15 protein-coding genes are annotated in these 18488 nt (G+C 40.6%); 2 read left to right on the plus strand and 13 right to left on the minus strand.

All coding sequences use genetic code 11. The features are described from left to right. Positions 1-143 precede the first annotated feature (143 nt). Complete coding sequence (locus LMF89_RS08610) at positions 144-842, minus strand: HAD family hydrolase (protein WP_229534686.1); 699 nt, start codon at positions 840-842, stop codon at positions 144-146. Positions 843-935: 93 nt separating this feature from the next. Next, positions 936-2279, minus strand: a complete 1344-nt coding sequence (locus LMF89_RS08615) for an aminotransferase-like domain-containing protein (RefSeq protein WP_229534687.1) — start codon at positions 2277-2279, stop codon at positions 936-938. Positions 2280-2406: 127 nt separating this feature from the next. On the opposite strand from LMF89_RS08615, the gene LMF89_RS08620 reads away from it, so the two are divergent. Next, positions 2407-3276 (plus strand): GNAT family N-acetyltransferase, encoded by an 870-nt coding sequence (locus tag LMF89_RS08620; protein WP_229534688.1) that lies wholly within the window; start codon positions 2407-2409, stop codon positions 3274-3276. A gap of 49 nt (positions 3277-3325) precedes the next feature. On the opposite strand, the gene LMF89_RS08625 is transcribed toward LMF89_RS08620, so the two are convergent. The 9 genes from LMF89_RS08625 to LMF89_RS08665 form a co-directional block, all read right to left on the minus strand. Beyond that, positions 3326-4654 carry a 6-phospho-alpha-glucosidase gene (locus tag LMF89_RS08625; RefSeq protein ID WP_229534769.1) on the minus strand — a complete coding sequence of 443 codons (1329 nt, stop codon included), beginning with the start codon at positions 4652-4654 and terminating at the stop codon, positions 3326-3328. A gap of 35 nt (positions 4655-4689) precedes the next feature. Then, positions 4690-7431: an alpha-amylase family glycosyl hydrolase gene (locus LMF89_RS08630; protein WP_229534689.1), complete on the minus strand. Its 2742-nt coding sequence runs from the start codon at positions 7429-7431 to the stop codon at positions 4690-4692. A gap of 59 nt (positions 7432-7490) precedes the next feature. Further along, the gene (locus tag LMF89_RS08635) at positions 7491-8768 is read right to left on the minus strand and encodes an S-layer homology domain-containing protein (protein ID WP_229534690.1); all 1278 of its coding nucleotides are present in this window, start codon (positions 8766-8768) and stop codon (positions 7491-7493) included. A 66-nt stretch (positions 8769-8834) separates the two neighbouring features. After that, positions 8835-9608 (minus strand): HAD-IIB family hydrolase, encoded by a 774-nt coding sequence (locus LMF89_RS08640; protein WP_229534691.1) that lies wholly within the window; start codon positions 9606-9608, stop codon positions 8835-8837. Beyond that, positions 9589-11283, minus strand: coding sequence for a glycoside hydrolase family 13 protein (locus tag LMF89_RS08645; RefSeq protein WP_229534692.1), 1695 nt, complete (start codon positions 11281-11283; stop codon positions 9589-9591). Before LMF89_RS08645 ends, LMF89_RS08640 begins: the two co-directional genes overlap by 20 nt. A 15-nt stretch (positions 11284-11298) precedes the next feature. Further along, a complete protein-coding gene (locus LMF89_RS08650) occupies positions 11299-13395 on the minus strand; it encodes an alpha-glucoside-specific PTS transporter subunit IIBC (RefSeq protein ID WP_229534770.1) in 2097 nt (698 codons plus the stop codon). Positions 13396-13753: 358 nt separating this feature from the next. After that, the gene (locus tag LMF89_RS08655; protein WP_229534771.1) at positions 13754-14524 is read right to left on the minus strand and encodes a MurR/RpiR family transcriptional regulator; all 771 of its coding nucleotides are present in this window, start codon (positions 14522-14524) and stop codon (positions 13754-13756) included. A 311-nt stretch (positions 14525-14835) separates the two neighbouring features. After that, complete coding sequence (locus LMF89_RS08660; RefSeq protein ID WP_229534693.1) at positions 14836-15648, minus strand: amidohydrolase family protein; 813 nt, start codon at positions 15646-15648, stop codon at positions 14836-14838. Positions 15649-15868: 220 nt separating this feature from the next. Continuing rightward, positions 15869-16765, minus strand: coding sequence for a LysR family transcriptional regulator (locus tag LMF89_RS08665; RefSeq protein ID WP_229534694.1), 897 nt, complete (start codon positions 16763-16765; stop codon positions 15869-15871). A gap of 118 nt (positions 16766-16883) precedes the next feature. Between LMF89_RS08665 and LMF89_RS08670 the strand changes: the two genes are divergently transcribed. Continuing rightward, positions 16884-17495 (plus strand): DJ-1/PfpI family protein, encoded by a 612-nt coding sequence (locus LMF89_RS08670; protein WP_229534695.1) that lies wholly within the window; start codon positions 16884-16886, stop codon positions 17493-17495. 63 nt (positions 17496-17558) lie between these two features. Here LMF89_RS08670 and LMF89_RS08675 read toward each other — a convergent pair whose 3' ends face one another. Next, the gene (locus LMF89_RS08675; protein WP_229534696.1) at positions 17559-17864 is read right to left on the minus strand and encodes an NIPSNAP family protein; all 306 of its coding nucleotides are present in this window, start codon (positions 17862-17864) and stop codon (positions 17559-17561) included. A 41-nt stretch (positions 17865-17905) separates the two neighbouring features. Further along, positions 17906-18337, minus strand: a complete 432-nt coding sequence (locus LMF89_RS08680; RefSeq protein ID WP_229534697.1) for an Lrp/AsnC family transcriptional regulator — start codon at positions 18335-18337, stop codon at positions 17906-17908. Positions 18338-18488: the final 151 nt, after the last annotated feature.

Genomic DNA, 18488 nt, shown 5'->3' on the forward strand with positions numbered 1-18488 from the left:
GCAAGTGTCCTATGTATGTTTTGGCTGCCGTTTTTTGTATTTTTTACTTGCCAAAAACACTATGTCAAATTTAAAGAGAGGCTACCCATAATCTACTTTATTTTTTTTAGCATTCGTAAAGATTATGATCTAAAAAATCCCGATTAATCAAATAATGATTTTAGTTCCAACAGGCTTGTGATTCTCAATTTTTCACCTGAAAAAATTACTTTATCATCTCTATTAATAAGCACTGAGTAAATACCCGCATTGTTAGCACCGATAATATCTTTCTCTTCGTTTCCGACATATATCATTTCATAAGGTTCGACCTTTAAAAATTTTGCCAACTCCAGATACCCCTTGGAACAAGGCTTTCTGCGCCCTACTTCTACTGACGTAAGGGCTACTTCAATATATTCAGAAATTAACTCAATATCACGATTAACATATTGTTTATTCATGCCATAAGGAACATCTGTTAGTATTCCAATTTTTAAATTCCTATTTTTTAGATAAGCTAAAATAGGAATAGTATCATCATAAAGACCGACTTTTTTTTGAAAGAATTCGAAAAATACTTCTTGAGACAATACTAAATTTTTTTCAACATTAAAATTCCATTTTAAAAGAATTTCTGTAAAAATTTTATTTGCATCAATTTCTTCTATTCTCGGATTCAACCTTGTGTTGTATTTTGCTAGTATGTGTTCTGCATCGAAAAGCATTTTTTCATTTATTACAAGGTTGCAACAATCTACAACCTTCAATAGTGCCTCTCTATATAATTTTTCCCAATTCAAAGGAACGTTTTTGTAATAGATTAATGTATCACCCAAGTCAAAACCTATCGCTTTCATCATATCCTCCAAACTAATGATAATTTACTAAAGTAATCAACATCTAGTCGTTTTAAAAACGACAATTTACCCTCAGGAGTGCGTCGACGTATCCACTCACCTCTCATCAAAACTCCGAATGGCTGAAATTATAGTAGCTATACTTTCAATATCTTTTTCCGAAATGCTGGAAATACATAACCTTAGATAATTTAAATCCCTTGAGCTGCTGCATTCTTGGACTAATTCTTTCATTAAAAAGAATTCCCTCGCGGATTTTATTATAATTCCTTGCTTCTCAAGCTTTATCTCCAATGCAGTCATATTTATATACTCTGGTAGTTGCATCCAAATGAATATCCCATGCTCAGGGACATGCCAGATAAGTTCTTCCGGACTCAGCGAACTAAGAATTTCTTTTGCTTTTCTCAGCTTAGCTTCATATGACTTTCGTACTTTTTTGATTTGTTTTTCATACATACCCGATTTTATGAAAATATCTAATGCTGCCTGTGGAAGCCTGGATGTATTAAGATCGCTAAGTTTTTTCAACTTTGTAACCGATTCAATCATAGATTCAGGAAGTACAGCTGCTCCCATTCTTATTCCAGGCATGAAGGTTTTGGAAAAGCTTCGAATATAAACCGTGCTTTTTCTTATATCATAATAATGAATAGGCATAGATCCCCTTTTATCTCCCACATCCGCCAGATAGTCATCTTCGATAACAAGCACATTATATCTACTGGAGAGATTAGCTATTTTCTCCTTATGATTCTCAGAAAGCGTATAGCCAGTCGGATTATGATGTCTCGGAATTACATAGAATGCACGGATATCACCTCTCCTAAATAATAGTTCCAATTCATTATAGTCAAATCCATTCCGTTTTCTTTCAATCCCTATAATATCGATCCCCAGATAATTCGCAAATTCTAGAGCAAGTCCATATGTAGGCACTTCAAGAAGCAATTTACCTTTATTCTTGGGAAAGACAGCCTGAAATACGAGACTTATGGCTTGCTGGGCTCCATGAGTAATAACTATCCTGTCAGCAGTTGTATAAATACCGTCTTTCTGGAGTATATTGTTGAAAGTTTCCCTTAAAGTTACCAATCCAGCTGTTGGCTCATACTCGAACAAACTATCTTTGTATAGGTCTACAGCTTTATTAATGACATGAGTAAACTCCCGATAAGGAATCAGTTTCTCCTCAGGTTTAATGGCCATATAATCAATTTTTTTATGGATAATTAGTCGCTTTGCTCCAGAATCGACCAGGTAAAATCCTCCACGGGGAATACTGAATACTTTATGTTCACTTTCAAGCTCACGATATGCTTTGTTAACCGTAATTTTATTTATGGACAGTTTTAAAGCTACTTCCCTACAACTGGGAAGATGATTCCCCTCCTTTATCTTTCCAGCTTCAACTTCACTAAAAATGTACTCTTTTACCATTTGAGTTTTGCTCATAATATACCTCAAAAATTTCTTTGTACTAGTACAGATTAAATATTCCACAATTGAACTACCACATTTCCTATTATATACTACTAATAATAAATTTGATAATGAGGTGAACAAAATGGAACTATTACAACAAGATAACTATGGAAAGATACTAGAGCAGCTATATGAAATTCCATACAACACTTTATTCGCAAGGGCGGTTTTGGAATTAAAAGCTAATGGCAATGTATGGGTTGATAACCAGGATAACCCTAATACTGTGTTTATTGCCCATTCATATGGTATGTCGCTACTTTTTGGCAATACTGACAATGAAACTTTTAACACCAGCCTCGTTGATTATATGTCAAATACAAATAGAAATCGTTCTAAATATGAGTGGCTACAGGTTTATCCCGAGGAATGGAATGATAAATTAAGAGAAATAACAAAAGCGAAGATAATAAACTATACAGCATTAGCAGTTGAATATTCACCGAAAGAACTTGAAATACTGATTGAAAACTATCGAAAAAATCATGTGATTCAATGGCGACGTGTGAACTTTAAATATAATTATAATAATAAAACTGTAACTATTTCTCCTAAATATAATATAAAATTAATAGATGCAGATACATGGGAGAAAATAGAAGGATCTGTAATACCCAATTATTTTTGGAAATCAAAAGAAGATTTTATGGCAGATGGGATAGGTTATGCCTTAATGAGCGGAAACGTTATCGTATCAATAGCATTTTCCTCATGCAAATTTGAAAACGTTTTAGAAATTGGTGTGGAAACATCAGAAAACTATCGGGGAATGGGATTCGCAAAACTGGTCTGTGAAAAATTGCTAGCTTATTGTCAAGAAAACAACTATATCCCCATTTGGGCTTGCAAAAAAGAAAATATTGGATCGTACAGATTAGCAAAGAGTCTCGGCTTTGAAGAATCACTTATCCTTCCATACTATGAATTAGTCATGCCGCCTACAAATACATGAAGGATGTACCCCATTTGCGAGGTACACCCTTCGTATATTTTTTTCTATTTTATTTGAGCTCCGGCCAGTAGTCTTTGTTGGCTTCAATGAGATCATCAAGAATAAGCTTTGCAACCTTGGCACTTGGTACTGTCTTGGACATTGTCAGTGCCTGCCAGAGTTTTAGGTATGAGCCTTCTGCCCACGCTTCAACAACAAGCTTTTCTACTGATACCTGCTGCTCCATAAGACCTTTCTGGAACTGCGGAATCTTGCCGACTGTCAGAGGTTCCGGTCCTTTGCAGCCTACGATACAAGGGATTTCCACCATAGCTGTCGGGTCAAAGTTAGAAATAGCACCGTTGTTTTCAACAATCAGGAGCATTCTTTCCTTTGTGTTATAGGCAATAGCTCTTGCAAGGTCTACGATGTAAGAAGCATGTTCATCCACTTCAAAACCACATTCCTTGGCTGTGCCTGCTGCTGCAATGCGGCGACATTCGCCGAATACGGTCTTTTCACGGCCATCCATGACTTCGTTGGCTCTTGTATATTCGCGGTTGGAATGTTCCACAACTTCGTCCTGGCAGAGATAATATTTGAGGTATGTGTTAGGCAATGTACTAGGATCAAGCTGATAAAATTCTTTGACCGTGTCGTAAGTAACCGTCCAGCTTGTATCTGCCTTGAATTCTGGTATATCAAGATTGTAGCCTTTTTTGCCAACATATTCACGGATTTTCGGCATAAGATCGTTGCCATGGTGATCCATAATACTAGTCCACCAGCCGAAATGATTCAGCCCATAATATCTGATTTCCATTTCCTTGCGGGATTTGAGCCCAGCAATGGCTGCCATGCGGCGTTCAATGCCAATCGGCATATCACAGATATTCAGAATCTTAGCATTTGGTCTGAGTTTACGGGTTGCTTCGGCTACAATCGCTGCTGGGTTGGAGTAGTTAAGCATCCATGCATTCGGCGAATACTTTTCCATATAATCAATAATTTCAATGATACCGCCGATAGAACGCATGCCATAGGAAATTCCACCAGGACCGCAGGTTTCCTGACCAAGTACATTGTACTTAAGCGGAATCTTTTCATCGAGTTCACGCATTGCATATTTGCCGACACGGATATGTGCCATGATGAAATCGATATCTGTGAACGCTTCCTGCGGATCTGTGGTTGCTTCAAATTCAATATCCGGTGCTTTTTCGCGCAGAATTATTTGGCAAGCCTTTGCTACAACTTCCTGACGTTTTGCATCATTATCATAGAATTTCAATTTACGAATTGGAAATCTATCCAAATTAGCTAAAAGCATCATTACAATTCCCGGCGTAAATGTGCTTCCCCCGCCTGCTACTACTACTGAAAATTTCTTGCTCATAATAAATTCCTCCCCCGAACCTTTTTAAATCTATATTCTTATTTATAGATCATCATTCTTGCCTTGCACTTTTCTAAATTTATCGTCAACTTGCCATTTTGTACAGAAGCCGTATAACTCTCGTCTAATGCATCTGTAAATACCGTGTCATCAACAAACTGCGGTACATCCAGTGTTATTTCCATCGCATCGCCTCTGTTCATGGCAACTACAGCGTCTTCATCGCCCCAAGAACGTCCGTATACATAGATATCGCCTTCTGCCTTAAGTGTAAATACATCGCCGTAGGCAAAGAGTTTCTTGTTATCGTTTCTTACCTTGATGACCTTTTTGTAATAAGCAAGCAACTCCTGGTCTTCATTGCCCCACGGATAGGTTTTGCGGCAGTCAGGATCCGCACTGCCGTACACGCCGGCTTCGTCGCCATAGTAGATAGTCGGTGCGCCTGGATAGCCCATGAGGAAGGCAGTCGCAAGTTTCAATCTTTCCTTGCCCTGTTCATAGTTAAAGTCCTTCAATGTAGCCTGTGCCACGCTTTCCTTGCCGCCCCCAAGCTTGTAAATTGCCCTTACAGTATCATGGGAGTCTACGATATTCATCAAGGCATACAGAGCTTCCTTCGGATAGTTCTGCATCAATACCTTCAGTTCAACATCAGCGGCTGCTGCATCGCCCTTGTTCAGGAAGAGATCGCTGACAGCAAAGCTGAGCTTGTAATTCATCACAGAGTCAAACTGATCACCCGTGAGAAACTGGGAACCATCCTGCCAGATTTCGCCTAAAAGAAGCGGTTCTTGCCCCTGCAATGTCTTGAAGGATTTCACCTGCTTTCTTACAGCTTCCCAAAATTCCGGAGAAACTTCTTTCGCTACATCAATTCTCCAGCCGGCCAGGCCTTTCTTGAGCCATTTTGTGAGAATTGCATTATCATCATAGATTAAATAGTTATCCAAATCTATGTTGTTGAGCTGGTTCGGGACGTTCTTGAACGGAACCAAGCTCGTGTAGCCCTGCCAGTCATGATAAGCATATTTTGTCCCCATATCATCCTTGGTAATTTCATTTCTGATATCAAACCAATTTTGCCAATTATACGCGCTGAATTTCTGTCCTTCTGCAATCAAAGAGGCTTTTACTGCAGCTTCAGCCTTGGCCATGCTCATATGCTTCTTGTTCATCAAATCATAAACTCTGGACCAGTATTCATAAGCGCCAACCCATTCATATTTGCCATAACGGTCAACATAGATAGAGTCATCACCTACATGATTAAATACACCATCCATGATAAGCTGCATGCCACGTTTGTTCATTTCCTGGATAAGCTTGTCAAAGTCTGCCTGCGTACCAAGGAACGGATCAATGCGTTCATAGTTCACAGTATCATAACGATGATTGGAAGCTGCCTCCATGATTGGATTTACATAGATCGCCGTAACACCGAGATCTTTCAGATAGTCTAGCTTCTGCGTAATCCCGGCCAAATCGCCGCCGAAAAAGTCGTTGCATTCGTACGCATCGCCGTCGGCTGCTGGCGTCTTGCTTGCATTAGCAGGGAGCTGGTTCCAACTTCTATGCTGTACAGGCTGCTTGCCTCTAGCCAGAGATTTTGCATTGTCATTGCTCTTGTCACCATTGAAAAAGCGATCGGGCAAAATCTGATAAATTACAGCTTCCTTTGTCCAGTCCGGCGTCTTGTAGTCCGCACTGTAAACCGTAAGCTGGAAAGGCTTGCCGCCGTGAAGCGTTACCATTCCCGTTTGACCAGGCTTAGCATCTTCGCCGTATTCCTTTATGCCATTAAGGAGGAACTTATAACCATAGACACCATTTTCATTAATTTTAATGGTCTTTGTCCAGACATCCTCGTCGCCTTTTGTACCAGAAAAGCTCATGTCATAAACCGTCTTTATGCCAGCGTTGTAATCAATATTATATTCATCACCGCCACCAGTTGTAATCTTTGACTTCAAAAGAATGAGCTGAGCCTTCTTGATGTCGTCCTTCTGCCCGCGAATCGAAAGTGTAACTTCGCTGCCGGTCTTTATAGCCTCGAAAGGCTTGCGGCAGTCAATATCCCAGGTATTGTGATAGATCTTGTCTTCATGGATGCTGCCATCATCCACAATGAGTTTCTTTTCATTCGGGTCAAGATAAAAATTTACCTTACCGTCTTTCGTGAATATAACCTCCTGCGTAACAGGATTTTTGCCCTTCTGGTCAATGATTATTTTATAAGTACCTGCTCTCACATCAAGACTTGTCGTATAGAATTCATCAAGCATCGTATCACGCATGATAAACTCACCGTTTGCCGTTTTTGTCAGATTGCCCGTAATTTTTGGCAATTCGTTGTTATTCAGCATCTTGTAGCTGCTACTATCCGTAATTTTATGAGTTGCATCATTATAGTAAAAGGTAATCTGCTGCGGCTTCAGTAAGTTCAGCTGTACATTGGCACCATCGAAATTGCCGTTCAATCCGTAGTTCTCGGTCCAGCTGCCATTTATAGCAATCTTATAGAAATAAGCGCCTGCCGGCAAATTTGCCGTGTAGCTGTAAAAGCCATTACCGAGGTCGGTCATTTGCGTCTTCATATCGGACGGGTCCCAGTCCTTAGCCGCGCCAAGCTGATGCTGTAGATTGCCAACTAGCACAATATTTCTCTGTTGCAGCTCTTTTTCAGCCACAGCCTGTACCGCCTGCACCTCAGTCATTGCCAGCACAGCAAACACCATGAGCACGGCAAATATTCTAGTGAAAATACTCTTTCTTAGCATCTTTCTCCCTCCCCTTAAAATTCTTGTAAAATCTCCAAGGCATTCCTTATACATTATTTTCAGAAATGAAAATCAAGCTGTGTACGGAACAGGGTTCTATCATCGTTTGTACTGTTAACATTTACTTTCTGTTTAGAATAGAGTGTTTCCCATTCTACATTTTCCCAAGGCACATATTTAGCACCTAAAATCCAGCCCTTCATATTGCTTGGTAAAGATCCCCATTCATCATCATGCCCGATATCGCCGACTGCACCATAATTTACATAGCGTGTATAAGCGCCAAATGAGCCTACATTTTTAAGATTAGTTCCTTTATAATCAAGACGAACTGCTTTATCTGTATTGTATTCATCTGCACCCGTCCAAGCATAAGTACCTGTCAACTTCACTGTCGGTGTAAGTTGTGTACGTAAATCAACAGAACCGTATTTGTCACCAAACCATTTTTCTTTATTTGATTCACCATAGGCAACATTTAGTTCCAGATTGTTGGCAATCTTGCCGAAGACATTAGCACCATAAAGCGTATAATCCGCCCCGTCCCATGTAGGAGCAAAGCACCAGCCGCTGACCATCAAATCTTTAGAAATTGGATGCCAGAACTGAATACCATCTGTTTCGCCGCCCTGAAGCATATTCTGATACCCGATACCGCTCCACTTTCTACCGATATTGACATACCAATTATTTGCTATTGTCCCATCAACCCAAATACGTGAAATCGTGCCGGAATGATCTTTATCGATTTCATTGGTATCCCTGCCACTGTGATTATGTTTATTCCCTTGAGCATCCGTAGTAAATGCCGACGTATAATGCGCGTTCTTTTCAAGCTGGAACTTCGCTTTCCAATTATTAGAAATTTTCATTTCACCTTCTAAATCCAGATAAAAACGCTTGTTGTCGTTGTTATATCCTTTGCCATCTGTTTTATCGCTGTCCCACTGTGTACGGACGAATCCAGTGATTTTTACATTGTCGATACGGGCATTGACTGCCTCGATTTTCTTATCAAGTGCATCTAGTTCACTGCCGTATTCTTTTTCGAGCTTTTCTACCAGTGCCTGATCGCCGAGCGAACCGGATTTTACTTTGTCCATTGCTTTGGCAACAATGGTCGCCATTTCATAGCGGCTCATCATGCGATTCCCCTGGAATTTACCATCTTCATACCCTTCAATGATGCCGTCCTTAGCCAATTCGTCAAGTGCTGCATAGCTCCAATGATCCTTCGGTACATCGTTAAAGCTGTCTGCAGCTGCCGCAAACGCCGTCGTCGATGCTCCCAATGCCAAAGTGATTGCCAATGCAGATAAACTTTTTTTCACTTTCATTCTATGTCAACTTCCTTTACTTTTTATTTTTTTGTTAAGAATCACAATTTTAATATTTTTAATTTTCTATAAATACTCTCGCAACATACTTCCAACTGAGACAAAACTTTTCTTTGCTTCCCTTCGGATAATTGCTCTTGCTGACTCTATAGCATAGCCGTCAAACCTGTGTATCATCGGCAAATCATTGATTTCATCGCCAATGACATGCACCTCTGAATTTTGCCATGATTTCAACACCAACAGTTTCTCAATACCTTTGCTCTTGTCGATGCCAAGCGGTGTAATATCCACGCTGCCGCGATTCTGGCAGGCATACACCGTATCGCCAAACAGCAGGTTGACTTGCCGGGCAGCTTCCGCCGCCCCGTCCAAGCTCGCAAACCCTAGTGCAATCTGATGCACTCGGCTAAGTTCATTAATCTCCGCCATTTCTATCATCTCAAGCAGAAAATCCCATTGCTTTGCCTCGCGGGCAATCCAGGAACCTTCCCTTTCTCGGTACACACAGCTCCGCTGTGCCTGCGAAAACGCCACATGCAAGCTCTCTACAACACATGGATGTGTTGCTACTACATAAAGCATCTGCTCAGGTATCTCCGCCTGATAGAGTACCCTGCCGTCCTCATCAAAGATGATCGCGCCGTTGTTGCATATTGCAAAATCATAGCCTATGTCGAAATGCTCCAGCTGCGGAACCAGCATGCCGTAGTCACGTCCTGTGACTACGCCAAACTTGTTGCCAGCCCCACGCCACAGTTGAACCCCCTCCGCATTTTCCGGACAAATTCCATTATCGACAAACAGCGTTCCGTCAAAATCACTTGCTGCAACCTTCAATCGTCGTCCTCCCTTCACAGAGATAGACCCTTGCTTCATAGGCACGCAGAATCTGATCTGGCGCATCTGCATAATTGCCGAGCAATAGTTTCCCATTGCCTGAAAGCTTTGGCAGGCTGTATTCTTTCTCTTTTCCAGAAAAATTACAAAGAACTATCACTTTTTTTTCTTTCATTACACGCATATAAGCATATATCTGTTCATCTGCCTCCAGTAGCTCTTCATAGCTGCCCTTGAGCAATATATCATATTCCTGACGAAGCTTTGCCAAACGATGATAATACCGCAGTACGGAATCTTCATCCTGCATCTGCCATCCTGCATTTACTTCGTTATAATTTTCATTCAGTGACAACCACGGCTTGCCGCTCGTAAAACCGGCGTTTTTCGCACTCGTCCACTGCATCGGTGTCCGCGCATTATCACGACTGTATTTCCAGACAAATTCCAGCGCCTGCTGCTTTGAGAATCCCTCCTGCAATGCAATTGCATATTGCCCCTTGGAGGCGATATCATCATAACATTCAATGGAAGGCCACTTTGTATTTGTCATGCCAAGCTCCTGGCCTTCATAGATAAACGGTGTTCCCTTCAAGGTAAACAATACTGTTGCCATTACCTTTGCCGCTAGCTTTTTATCCACATTCTTCGGGAAAAATTGATTCACCGAACGCGGCTGATCATGATTTTCAAAAAACGCCGGATACCAGCCGTTTTCTGTCGTTGCCTTCTGGCTGTCGCTAAGTGCCTTTTTGAGCTGTGTTAACTTCCAGGGAACCGGTCGGCACCATAGGCTTGACTTTTCCATATCTAGGTTCATATGGTTAAACTCAAGTAACATATCAAATGCACCATTCTTGCCTACCCACCGTGGCAACTCCTCAGCTGATACACCGTTGGCCTCTGCCACTGTGAAAATATCCTTCCCCGCAAAGACTTCCCGCTTAAACTCATGCAGGTATTTCAGTATGCCCGGCTGATTCGCTGTTGCCATATGCACATTGCTCATACCATCCGGACCATCAATTGGCAGGTCCTTTAACACTACGGGCTTCTTTATATATGTAATTGCATCAATGCGAAACCCACCTACACCCTTATCCAGCCAGAAATTTGCTATATCATACAGGACTCTGCGCACCTCAGGATTTTCCCAATTTAAATCCGGCTGCTCCTTAGCAAATGTATGTAGATAATACTGGCCTGTAGCTTCATCAAACGTCCAGGCAGAGCCACCGAATATACCGCGCCAGTTTGTTGGCGCAGCTCCGTTCGGTTTGGCATCACGCCATATATACCAGTCACGCTTGCTGTTTTTATAGTCAGAGCGCGACTCCTTGAACCAGCTGTGCTGATCTGAGGTATGGTTGAACACCAGATCCATTACAATGCGGATGCCGCGCTTCTTTGCCTCGACAATAAGATTCTCCATATCCGCCATTGTGCCGTACTCCGGTGCAATATTCTTGTAGTCGGCAATATCATAGCCGTTATCTACCATTGGTGATACATACACCGGCGTCAGCCAGACAGCGCCTACTCCTAGATTACGAATATAGTCCAGTTTTTCCGTTATACCGTTTAAATCCCCGATACCATCGCCGCTACTATCACAGAAGCTCTTCGGATAAATCTGATACACCAGCGTCTTTTGCCACCATTTCAAACTGTCCATCTTGATTTCCCCTTTTTAGAAAGTTGCAATTACCGTTTCATTAGCCTTTGCTGTCATACCAGAATGTAGCTTCATAAACGGGTATTCTGAAAAGTTTGTAATAGCTAATATAATAATAGAAGAATATCCTTCCTTTTCAATAAGTTTCTTATCAAAACTCACAAGCCCTTGGCCTGCTTTTACCTTCTGTCCCTGTTTTACAAGTACATGGAAACCACGGCCTTCCATTTTCACCGTATCAATGCCAATATGGATGAGGATTTCCACGCCGCTTGCCAAACGCATACCTACAGCATGACCGGATTCTTCCATGACCATAGTGATTTCACCGTCTGCCGGAGCTGTCATCGTTTCATTCTGCGGATAGATAGCTATACCGTCACCCATCATCTTCTGCGCAAACATTTCATCTTTAACTTCCGTTATAGGGATGACCTTACCGTTGACAAATGCCTTGAGTGTTGTTGATTTTTCCGTGCCGGATGCAGTTTCTACACCTGATATATCCTGCAGCAATGCTTCAAAACGTTCTCTTACCTGCGGTACAGATAAGCCGACAATAACCTGAACTGCATGACCGTTCTTTACAAGACCATGAGCACCTGCTTTTGTAAACGTACTTACGCCTTTGACAAGCGTATCATCTACGACCGTTACTCGGAGACGTGTTGCACAATTTGTTACATCCTTGATATTCTTTTTACCGCCGAGAGCTTCAAGGAATACGGCTGCTTTAAGATCGCGTTCATCTATCTTTATGTTTACGCCTACCTTGCTTTCCATGGCTTTCTTTGCTTTATATTCAGCTTTGGAATAAAGTTTATCTTCTTCAACATCATCCGTACGACCCGGGGTCTTATAGTCATTCTTCAGAATGAGATAACGGAACACGAAGAAATAAATAGCCGTAAAACAAAGACCGATGATAATCTGCGTAATATAAATTGCAGAATGATATTTAAATAGAGGAATCCAATTCTGCACAATAGCGTCTATAAGTCCACCGCCGAAAGAACCGACTACACCAAATAGAAATGATGTTGCAGCAAGCGTTGCAGCAAGGAATGCATGTACTGCAAAAAGCACAGGAGCTATAAACAGGAATGTAAATTCAAGCGGTTCTGTAATCCCGCATATAACTGCCGTAATCGTTGCTGGAATCAAAAGACCGGCAACAGCTTTCTTTTTAGCTGGTTTTGCCGTAGCATAAATAGCAAGCGCAATCCCCGGAATACCGAACAGTTTTGAAGAACCGTGCAGTGAGAAACCAGCACCTGGGAACACTTCTTTCAAAGAATGAGATGAAGTTGCAAAATCTTGCAAATGCTGTAACCAGTACTGCTGAATACCACCTTCAACAATAGCTGGACCGAAAATAAACGGTGTGTAAATGAAGTGATGAAGACCTGTAGGAATCAAAATTCTTTCACAGAAGGTATAGAGCCATACGCCAAGCGCATCACTGGCCTTTAAGAAATCCTGAAAAGCTCCGATTGTGTGCTGTATACTAGGCCATACAAGGCAGAAAAAGTACGCCACCGGCAACATTAGAAAAAATCCGGCTGCTACAACGAGAGACGACCCTTTGAAGATACCAAGGTAATCCGGAAGATCTACATCAAAGAGACGATTATGCAGCCATACTGTAATTGCCGAAATCAAGATAGCACCCAGCATACCGAGGTCAAGCGTCTTGATATTGCTAATCATTGCAAGACCTGTGCCGCCGCCTGCTTTCAAGCTGTAGTCCACGCCGAACGACGGACCTGCCAGTGTGAGTATTCCCGAAATAAAATAGTTAAACACAACATAGATCACAAACGATTCCATGCAGGCTCTTGCCTGATTTTTCTTTGCCAGACCAATTGGTAGAGAGATTGCAAATAAAAGCGGCATTTGCGCAAAGACTGTCCATGATCCCTGTTCAATTACATACCAAAGGTTATACCAGAATGTACCCTTTATCGCTATACTGCCAACAATATCCGGGTTCTTAAAGATAATGGATAATGACACCATGATACCAAAGAAGGAAAACAGTATAACTGGCGTAAACATTGCTCCGCCGAAACGCTGTACATTTTGCATGACAATGTCCTTGTTGATCGACATAACCCCACCCCCATCAAATAGTTCCTTTAGCCGCAACTTTTCACTTACAATTTTGAATTTTGAGAATTTTCTTTGCAGATACATAAAACTGATTCTCCTTATTGCAGGAATCTTGTCGTACCTAGTTTTTTGTCATGACAAATAGTTTTTAGCTCAATTTGAAATCTTCTATTTCAAATTGCTTTATAAGATATCTTGTGTTTTATCATAGCCCCTTATCACCACACATTCAATAGATTCAAAGCATTACGGCCTTATGACACAAATGCGTACCAAAGTACATTTTATGTACTTTGGTACATGTATATAAAAATATAAAAACTGCCCCAAACTTTCGTCGAAGACAGTCTCATTTTTCCTACTTTATTTTATTCTTGCGGTACAACTTATACTTTACATACCATATCTCTATCAGCAGGAAATATGGCAGCATTGACTGATACGGCGTCTTGTCCTCATCTGCCTCATAGAGCTGAAACGTCGCCGGTGTAACATATAGATTCTCTGTACTCAGGCCCGCCAGTGTATTATCATGTAATCGGGTAATCGATATAAGCGGTACATCCTTGAGCTGCAGCTTCTGCGCAAACTCCACCGCCATCGGCGTCTCACCGCTCAATGAAACAATAATAACCAGATCATCCGTCTTCATCATCTTGGCCAACGAATGGAACTCCTCCTGCCCTCGCACCTCGTAGATCAATACATCATCAAAAAAGAAAAGTCTCTTTATCTCCTGTACAACATTACTCTGTACGTACCCCGAGGCATAAGCAAATACCCGCTTGGCACCATACATGAGCCTGCTGGCACCATCATAATTGCGCTTAACGATTTCCTTCCAGCTATGCTGATAAAAGCTTGTTATAGCTCCAAGCACATCCTGCTCATCACCAATGTTTCGTTCCTCTTCCATCTTCAATACAGCCTTCAGTTCGCCGAATCCGTCAAGCGAAAGTTTCTTGGCAAACCGTACCACGGTTGTACTTGATACGCAGCATTCCTTTGCTAAATCATGGATCGACATATGCCGGCATTTTTGTTTATGATTAAAAATATACTTCCATATCCCCATATCAGTCTGGTTCAAAGACGCTTTACGCTTATTAATTATTTCTTCTAATTTCATCTTCAAGCTCCTAATTTTTGAACAAATCGCAAGGACGATTCTTTTGAGTCACTCCCATCTTCTTGTCCCATGTCATCAATATCTATTCATAAACCTGAAAAACAGTATTCTATATTTCTATTCTATTTACCATTAATATACAAAACTCCTGCAAGGCTAGGTTGCTTTGCAGGAGTTTGTCGTATATATTGTTTTTTGATCAGATCCTCTTCTAAAGGAGTCTACAATGACTCCTTTAGAAGAAAAAGAAGTTTTAAGGCTGAGTCTGCTATCGGCTTTTGTTGCAAAGCATCCATTAGCTTTGATACCTGTCAAAGACCAAGATCATAAATCCTATTGGCGTTGTCAAAAAACACTTTGTCATGATGCTTTGCTGGAATAATATGGGCAACAAACTCAATATAATTGGAGATGTTAGCCAGCGGCCAATCTGTCCCATACAGCAGGCGGTCATAGTTGTCCAGGTATTCCAGCCATACTTTTAAAAAATTAATATAGCCTTTCTTTCTTTCAAAAAAATCCGGCATACTATCGATCCGGCCTTCCAAAATTCCTGAAAGGTCGGCAGCTACATTTTCATTTTTCTCAATAACCGCAATAGCATCTACTAACCATGGATTACCAATATGGCACATAACAAACTGGACCTGGGGATATCGCACCGCTACTTCATCCAAGGTCAAAGGATGACTGTATTTCAACAGGGCATTGCTGGAAGCAGTCAATCCGGTATGAATAGCCACTGGTTTTTTATACTGCATTGCCAGCTGATAAAACGGGTCAACCACCGAATCGTAAATATAAAAGTGATTGTAGCCTGGATATAGCTTAATGCCCACACAGTTCTTTCTTTGCAAATGTTTTTCTACTAAATAAGCTTGCTGCACCACCTCATCCACGTTAAAGCAGGTGCTATCCAGCCCGATGCAATAGCTAAGATAGTCAGGGTAATCGTGTTCGCGGAGCTCCAGGCTCCGGTTGCCCATGACCACACCATGAACAATGTTATGCGCAGCATATTGATCTTTCAGATGCGCACTAGTATTTTTATGGCCCGCCACTTCTGCAATCTGGTCAAAGTAAGGCTCCTGACAAAAATGGATGTGGGCATCAATAATCTTCATTGGGCATTAGTCCTTCCTCAAATGTTTTCTTTTGCGTATATTCCTATCCTACATTATCTGCAGCCTATCTTTTAAAGAGTAACCCATATATATTCTTATCATACCATCGTATGCTGCTAATGAGAAGTAGTATCATACAGCATTTTTTACAGGTACATTGCTTTTTCCTGCCCCTTGTCTTATCCTGCACTTATATACTGGAGGCAATTGGATTTTATTATCAGTCCCTGTTGCCAAATAAATATTCTCGCGTCGTTCCTAAGAAAGATTGAAGGATTGGTGATATCCATTTATCTTTGTGATACAACATCTGTACTTTGTAATTGGGAATAGGCCCATCCCAGCAGATAGCATGAATTCGACCTTCAGCTAATTCTTTTTCAACTGTAAACCTAGGCAGCATGGAAATTCCTAGACCAAGCATGATCAATTGTTTTATTGTTTCAATACTGCTCGCTTCTAAGAAGGACTGCGGTGACACCCTACAGTCCTTTAGGATTCTTTCTACGGAAGAGCGATAGCTGCAGCCTGGTTCGGTAAGAATGACGCATGTTTCAGCTAGGTTATGGGGTGTAATTATCTTCTTCAGAGCCAAAGGGTGATCTGGGGCTGTTAGGAATAACATTTGTTCATCAGATATATTCTCCACAATAAGATCATCCCCTATAATCTTATCATTAATGATAATCCCAACATCGATTTCGTTGTTACGAATACGATCGCAAATGGTAGTACAACTTGCAAACTTTAAAATCATTTCTACTTTGGGATAAGCTCTTCGGTAAGTCTGGAACACCCCTGGCAAACGATAGGTTCCCAATGACTCGCCAGTGCCAATTGTCAACTTACCTTGGAGATCATCAGTATTTGCTGTAATCGTTAACGCCTCAGAAGTAAGCTTAATGACTTGTTCAGCATAGGGCAGCAAGGATTTACCCTGATTCGTTAACATGACTCGATGCCCAAGCCGTTCAAATAACCTAACTCCCATCTCATTTTCTAAGATTTGAATATGGTTTGTTATTGTTGACTGAGCATATCCTAACCGATCTGCCGCCTGCACAAAGCTACCCAGTTTTGCAATGAGCGCAAAGGTTTTGAGTTGACGAAGTTCCATAAGCCACCTTCTTTAATTCAGTAATATCGAATCTTAGATTCTAAACATTCAATTTTATATTTACTTACGTCTATGATACGATAAAGCATAAGAAAATACAATTAAGGCGGCGATCTTAATGAAAGCAAAAAAAGTATTACTCTTACTATCCAACGGTTTTGAATCTTATGAAGCCAGTGTTTTTACTGATGTGCTGGGCTGGAATAAGCTAGAAGGAGATGGTTCTACTGAAGTAATAACCTGTGGCCTACGAAAAGAGTTGAAGTGTACCTGGAATTTTACCATAATTCCCGAAATACAGCTATCCGAGGTTGATGTAACGATGTTTGATTCCTTGGCTATCCCAGGTGGCTTTGAAGAGGCAGGTTTTTACGTCGATGCTTTTAGCGAGGAATTTCTTTCTGTCATCCGGAAATTTGATCAGGAGAAAAAAATCATCGCCTCCGTATGCGTTGGAGCTTTACCATTAGGCAAAAGCGGCGTATTGAAAGGTCGCAAAGGTACAACCTATCATTTAAATAATGGCTTGCGTCAACAACAATTAGCTAATTTCGGAGTACAAGTAATGAATCAACCTATCGTCGTTGATAGAAATATAATAACATCATCGTGTCCATCTACTGCCTTGGGGGTGGCCTTTACTTTACTTGAAATGCTAACATCTGCGGATAACTGCCGTAGTGTCAAAAATCTAATGGGCTTTTACCCACCGTATAGTAATACAAATTAGCATAAGTTGAATTGCGGATAAAAATAGGCATTAGTCAATATTTTGACCAATGCCTATTATGACTTATTTAAATACAGGCTTTAAAAAACTGCGTTCATAACTCAAAATACAGCGAGTTGTTTCTGCATAATCAAAAGCAATCTTGCATGCATCATCAGTTTTAATGATTTCTCTATATCGCTCATATTCAGCAAGACTTGGGAAGCTAAATAAAGCATAAGCAACATTGTTTGCTCCTTCATGGGGCAAAAAGTATCCATGATGAACACCACCTAGTTTATTTACAAGTGGTATCCACATCTTTCCGTATTCTTCAAACTCTGCGACTTTATAAGGATCAATAATATATCGCAAATAACAAGTAACCATTAATTAATCCTCCTTTTTAATTTGAGAATGCCTGGGATTCATTATAAAACAGTATCAATAACAAAGGTTGTTGATGTTTCTATTATCCCATCAAATTTCCAAACACGATCTAATATCTTTGTCGTATCTTCCGGTGATGAAATTCTCGTTTTTATTAGCACACACCATTCTCCTGCCAGACGGTGACACTCCTCTATGACTACTCCGTCCATGTCCATGCCAGCTATTTCATCCGCAATTTTGGCAAAATAGCTTCCGTTGATTTTTAGAAATATTAAGCATCGGATACATGGTGTAACTTTTCGCCAATCAATTAATGCCTTATACCCAGTTATTATCCCCTCCTGTTCTAAATTTTCAATCCGTTTATGTATAGCTGGTCTAGACAGGTGTAATCTTTTAGCAATTTCTTCGTGACTAACTCTACCATTTTGTTCTAGAATTTTAATAATCTCGTTATCAATTTGATCCATAAGTATCCTCCTCGTATTAATTGTATCACATTTCATCTTATTGCAAACTATAAGTAATTATTTATAGAAAATATTCTACTAATAGTAATCAAATCCCTCTAATAATCTATTTTCATTTCATTAAAGTAGTAAAATGGCAATAAAATAGTTA

The sequence above is a fragment of the Pelosinus baikalensis genome (assembly GCF_020819555.1).
GTDB classification, from domain to species: Bacteria; Bacillota; Negativicutes; order DSM-13327; family DSM-13327; genus Pelosinus; species Pelosinus baikalensis.

Coding starts and splice junctions, on each gene's coding strand:
- LMF89_RS08610 (WP_229534686.1), bottom strand. CDS start 842: ATGATGAAAGCGATAGGTTTTGACTTGGGTGATACATTAATCTATTAC.
- LMF89_RS08615 (WP_229534687.1), bottom strand. CDS start 2,279: ATGGTAAAAGAGTACATTTTTAGTGAAGTTGAAGCTGGAAAGATAAAG.
- LMF89_RS08620 (WP_229534688.1), top strand. CDS start 2,407: ATGGAACTATTACAACAAGATAACTATGGAAAGATACTAGAGCAGCTA.
- LMF89_RS08630 (WP_229534689.1), bottom strand. CDS start 7,431: ATGCTAAGAAAGAGTATTTTCACTAGAATATTTGCCGTGCTCATGGTG.
- LMF89_RS08635 (WP_229534690.1), bottom strand. CDS start 8,768: ATGAAAGTGAAAAAAAGTTTATCTGCATTGGCAATCACTTTGGCATTG.
- LMF89_RS08645 (WP_229534692.1), bottom strand. CDS start 11,283: ATGGACAGTTTGAAATGGTGGCAAAAGACGCTGGTGTATCAGATTTAT.
- LMF89_RS08650 (WP_229534770.1), bottom strand. CDS start 13,395: ATGTCGATCAACAAGGACATTGTCATGCAAAATGTACAGCGTTTCGGC.
- LMF89_RS08655 (WP_229534771.1), bottom strand. CDS start 14,524: ATGAAATTAGAAGAAATAATTAATAAGCGTAAAGCGTCTTTGAACCAG.
- LMF89_RS08660 (WP_229534693.1), bottom strand. CDS start 15,648: ATGAAGATTATTGATGCCCACATCCATTTTTGTCAGGAGCCTTACTTT.
- LMF89_RS08665 (WP_229534694.1), bottom strand. CDS start 16,765: ATGGAACTTCGTCAACTCAAAACCTTTGCGCTCATTGCAAAACTGGGT.
- LMF89_RS08670 (WP_229534695.1), top strand. CDS start 16,884: ATGAAAGCAAAAAAAGTATTACTCTTACTATCCAACGGTTTTGAATCT.
- LMF89_RS08675 (WP_229534696.1), bottom strand. CDS start 17,864: ATGGTTACTTGTTATTTGCGATATATTATTGATCCTTATAAAGTCGCA.
- LMF89_RS08680 (WP_229534697.1), bottom strand. CDS start 18,337: ATGGATCAAATTGATAACGAGATTATTAAAATTCTAGAACAAAATGGT.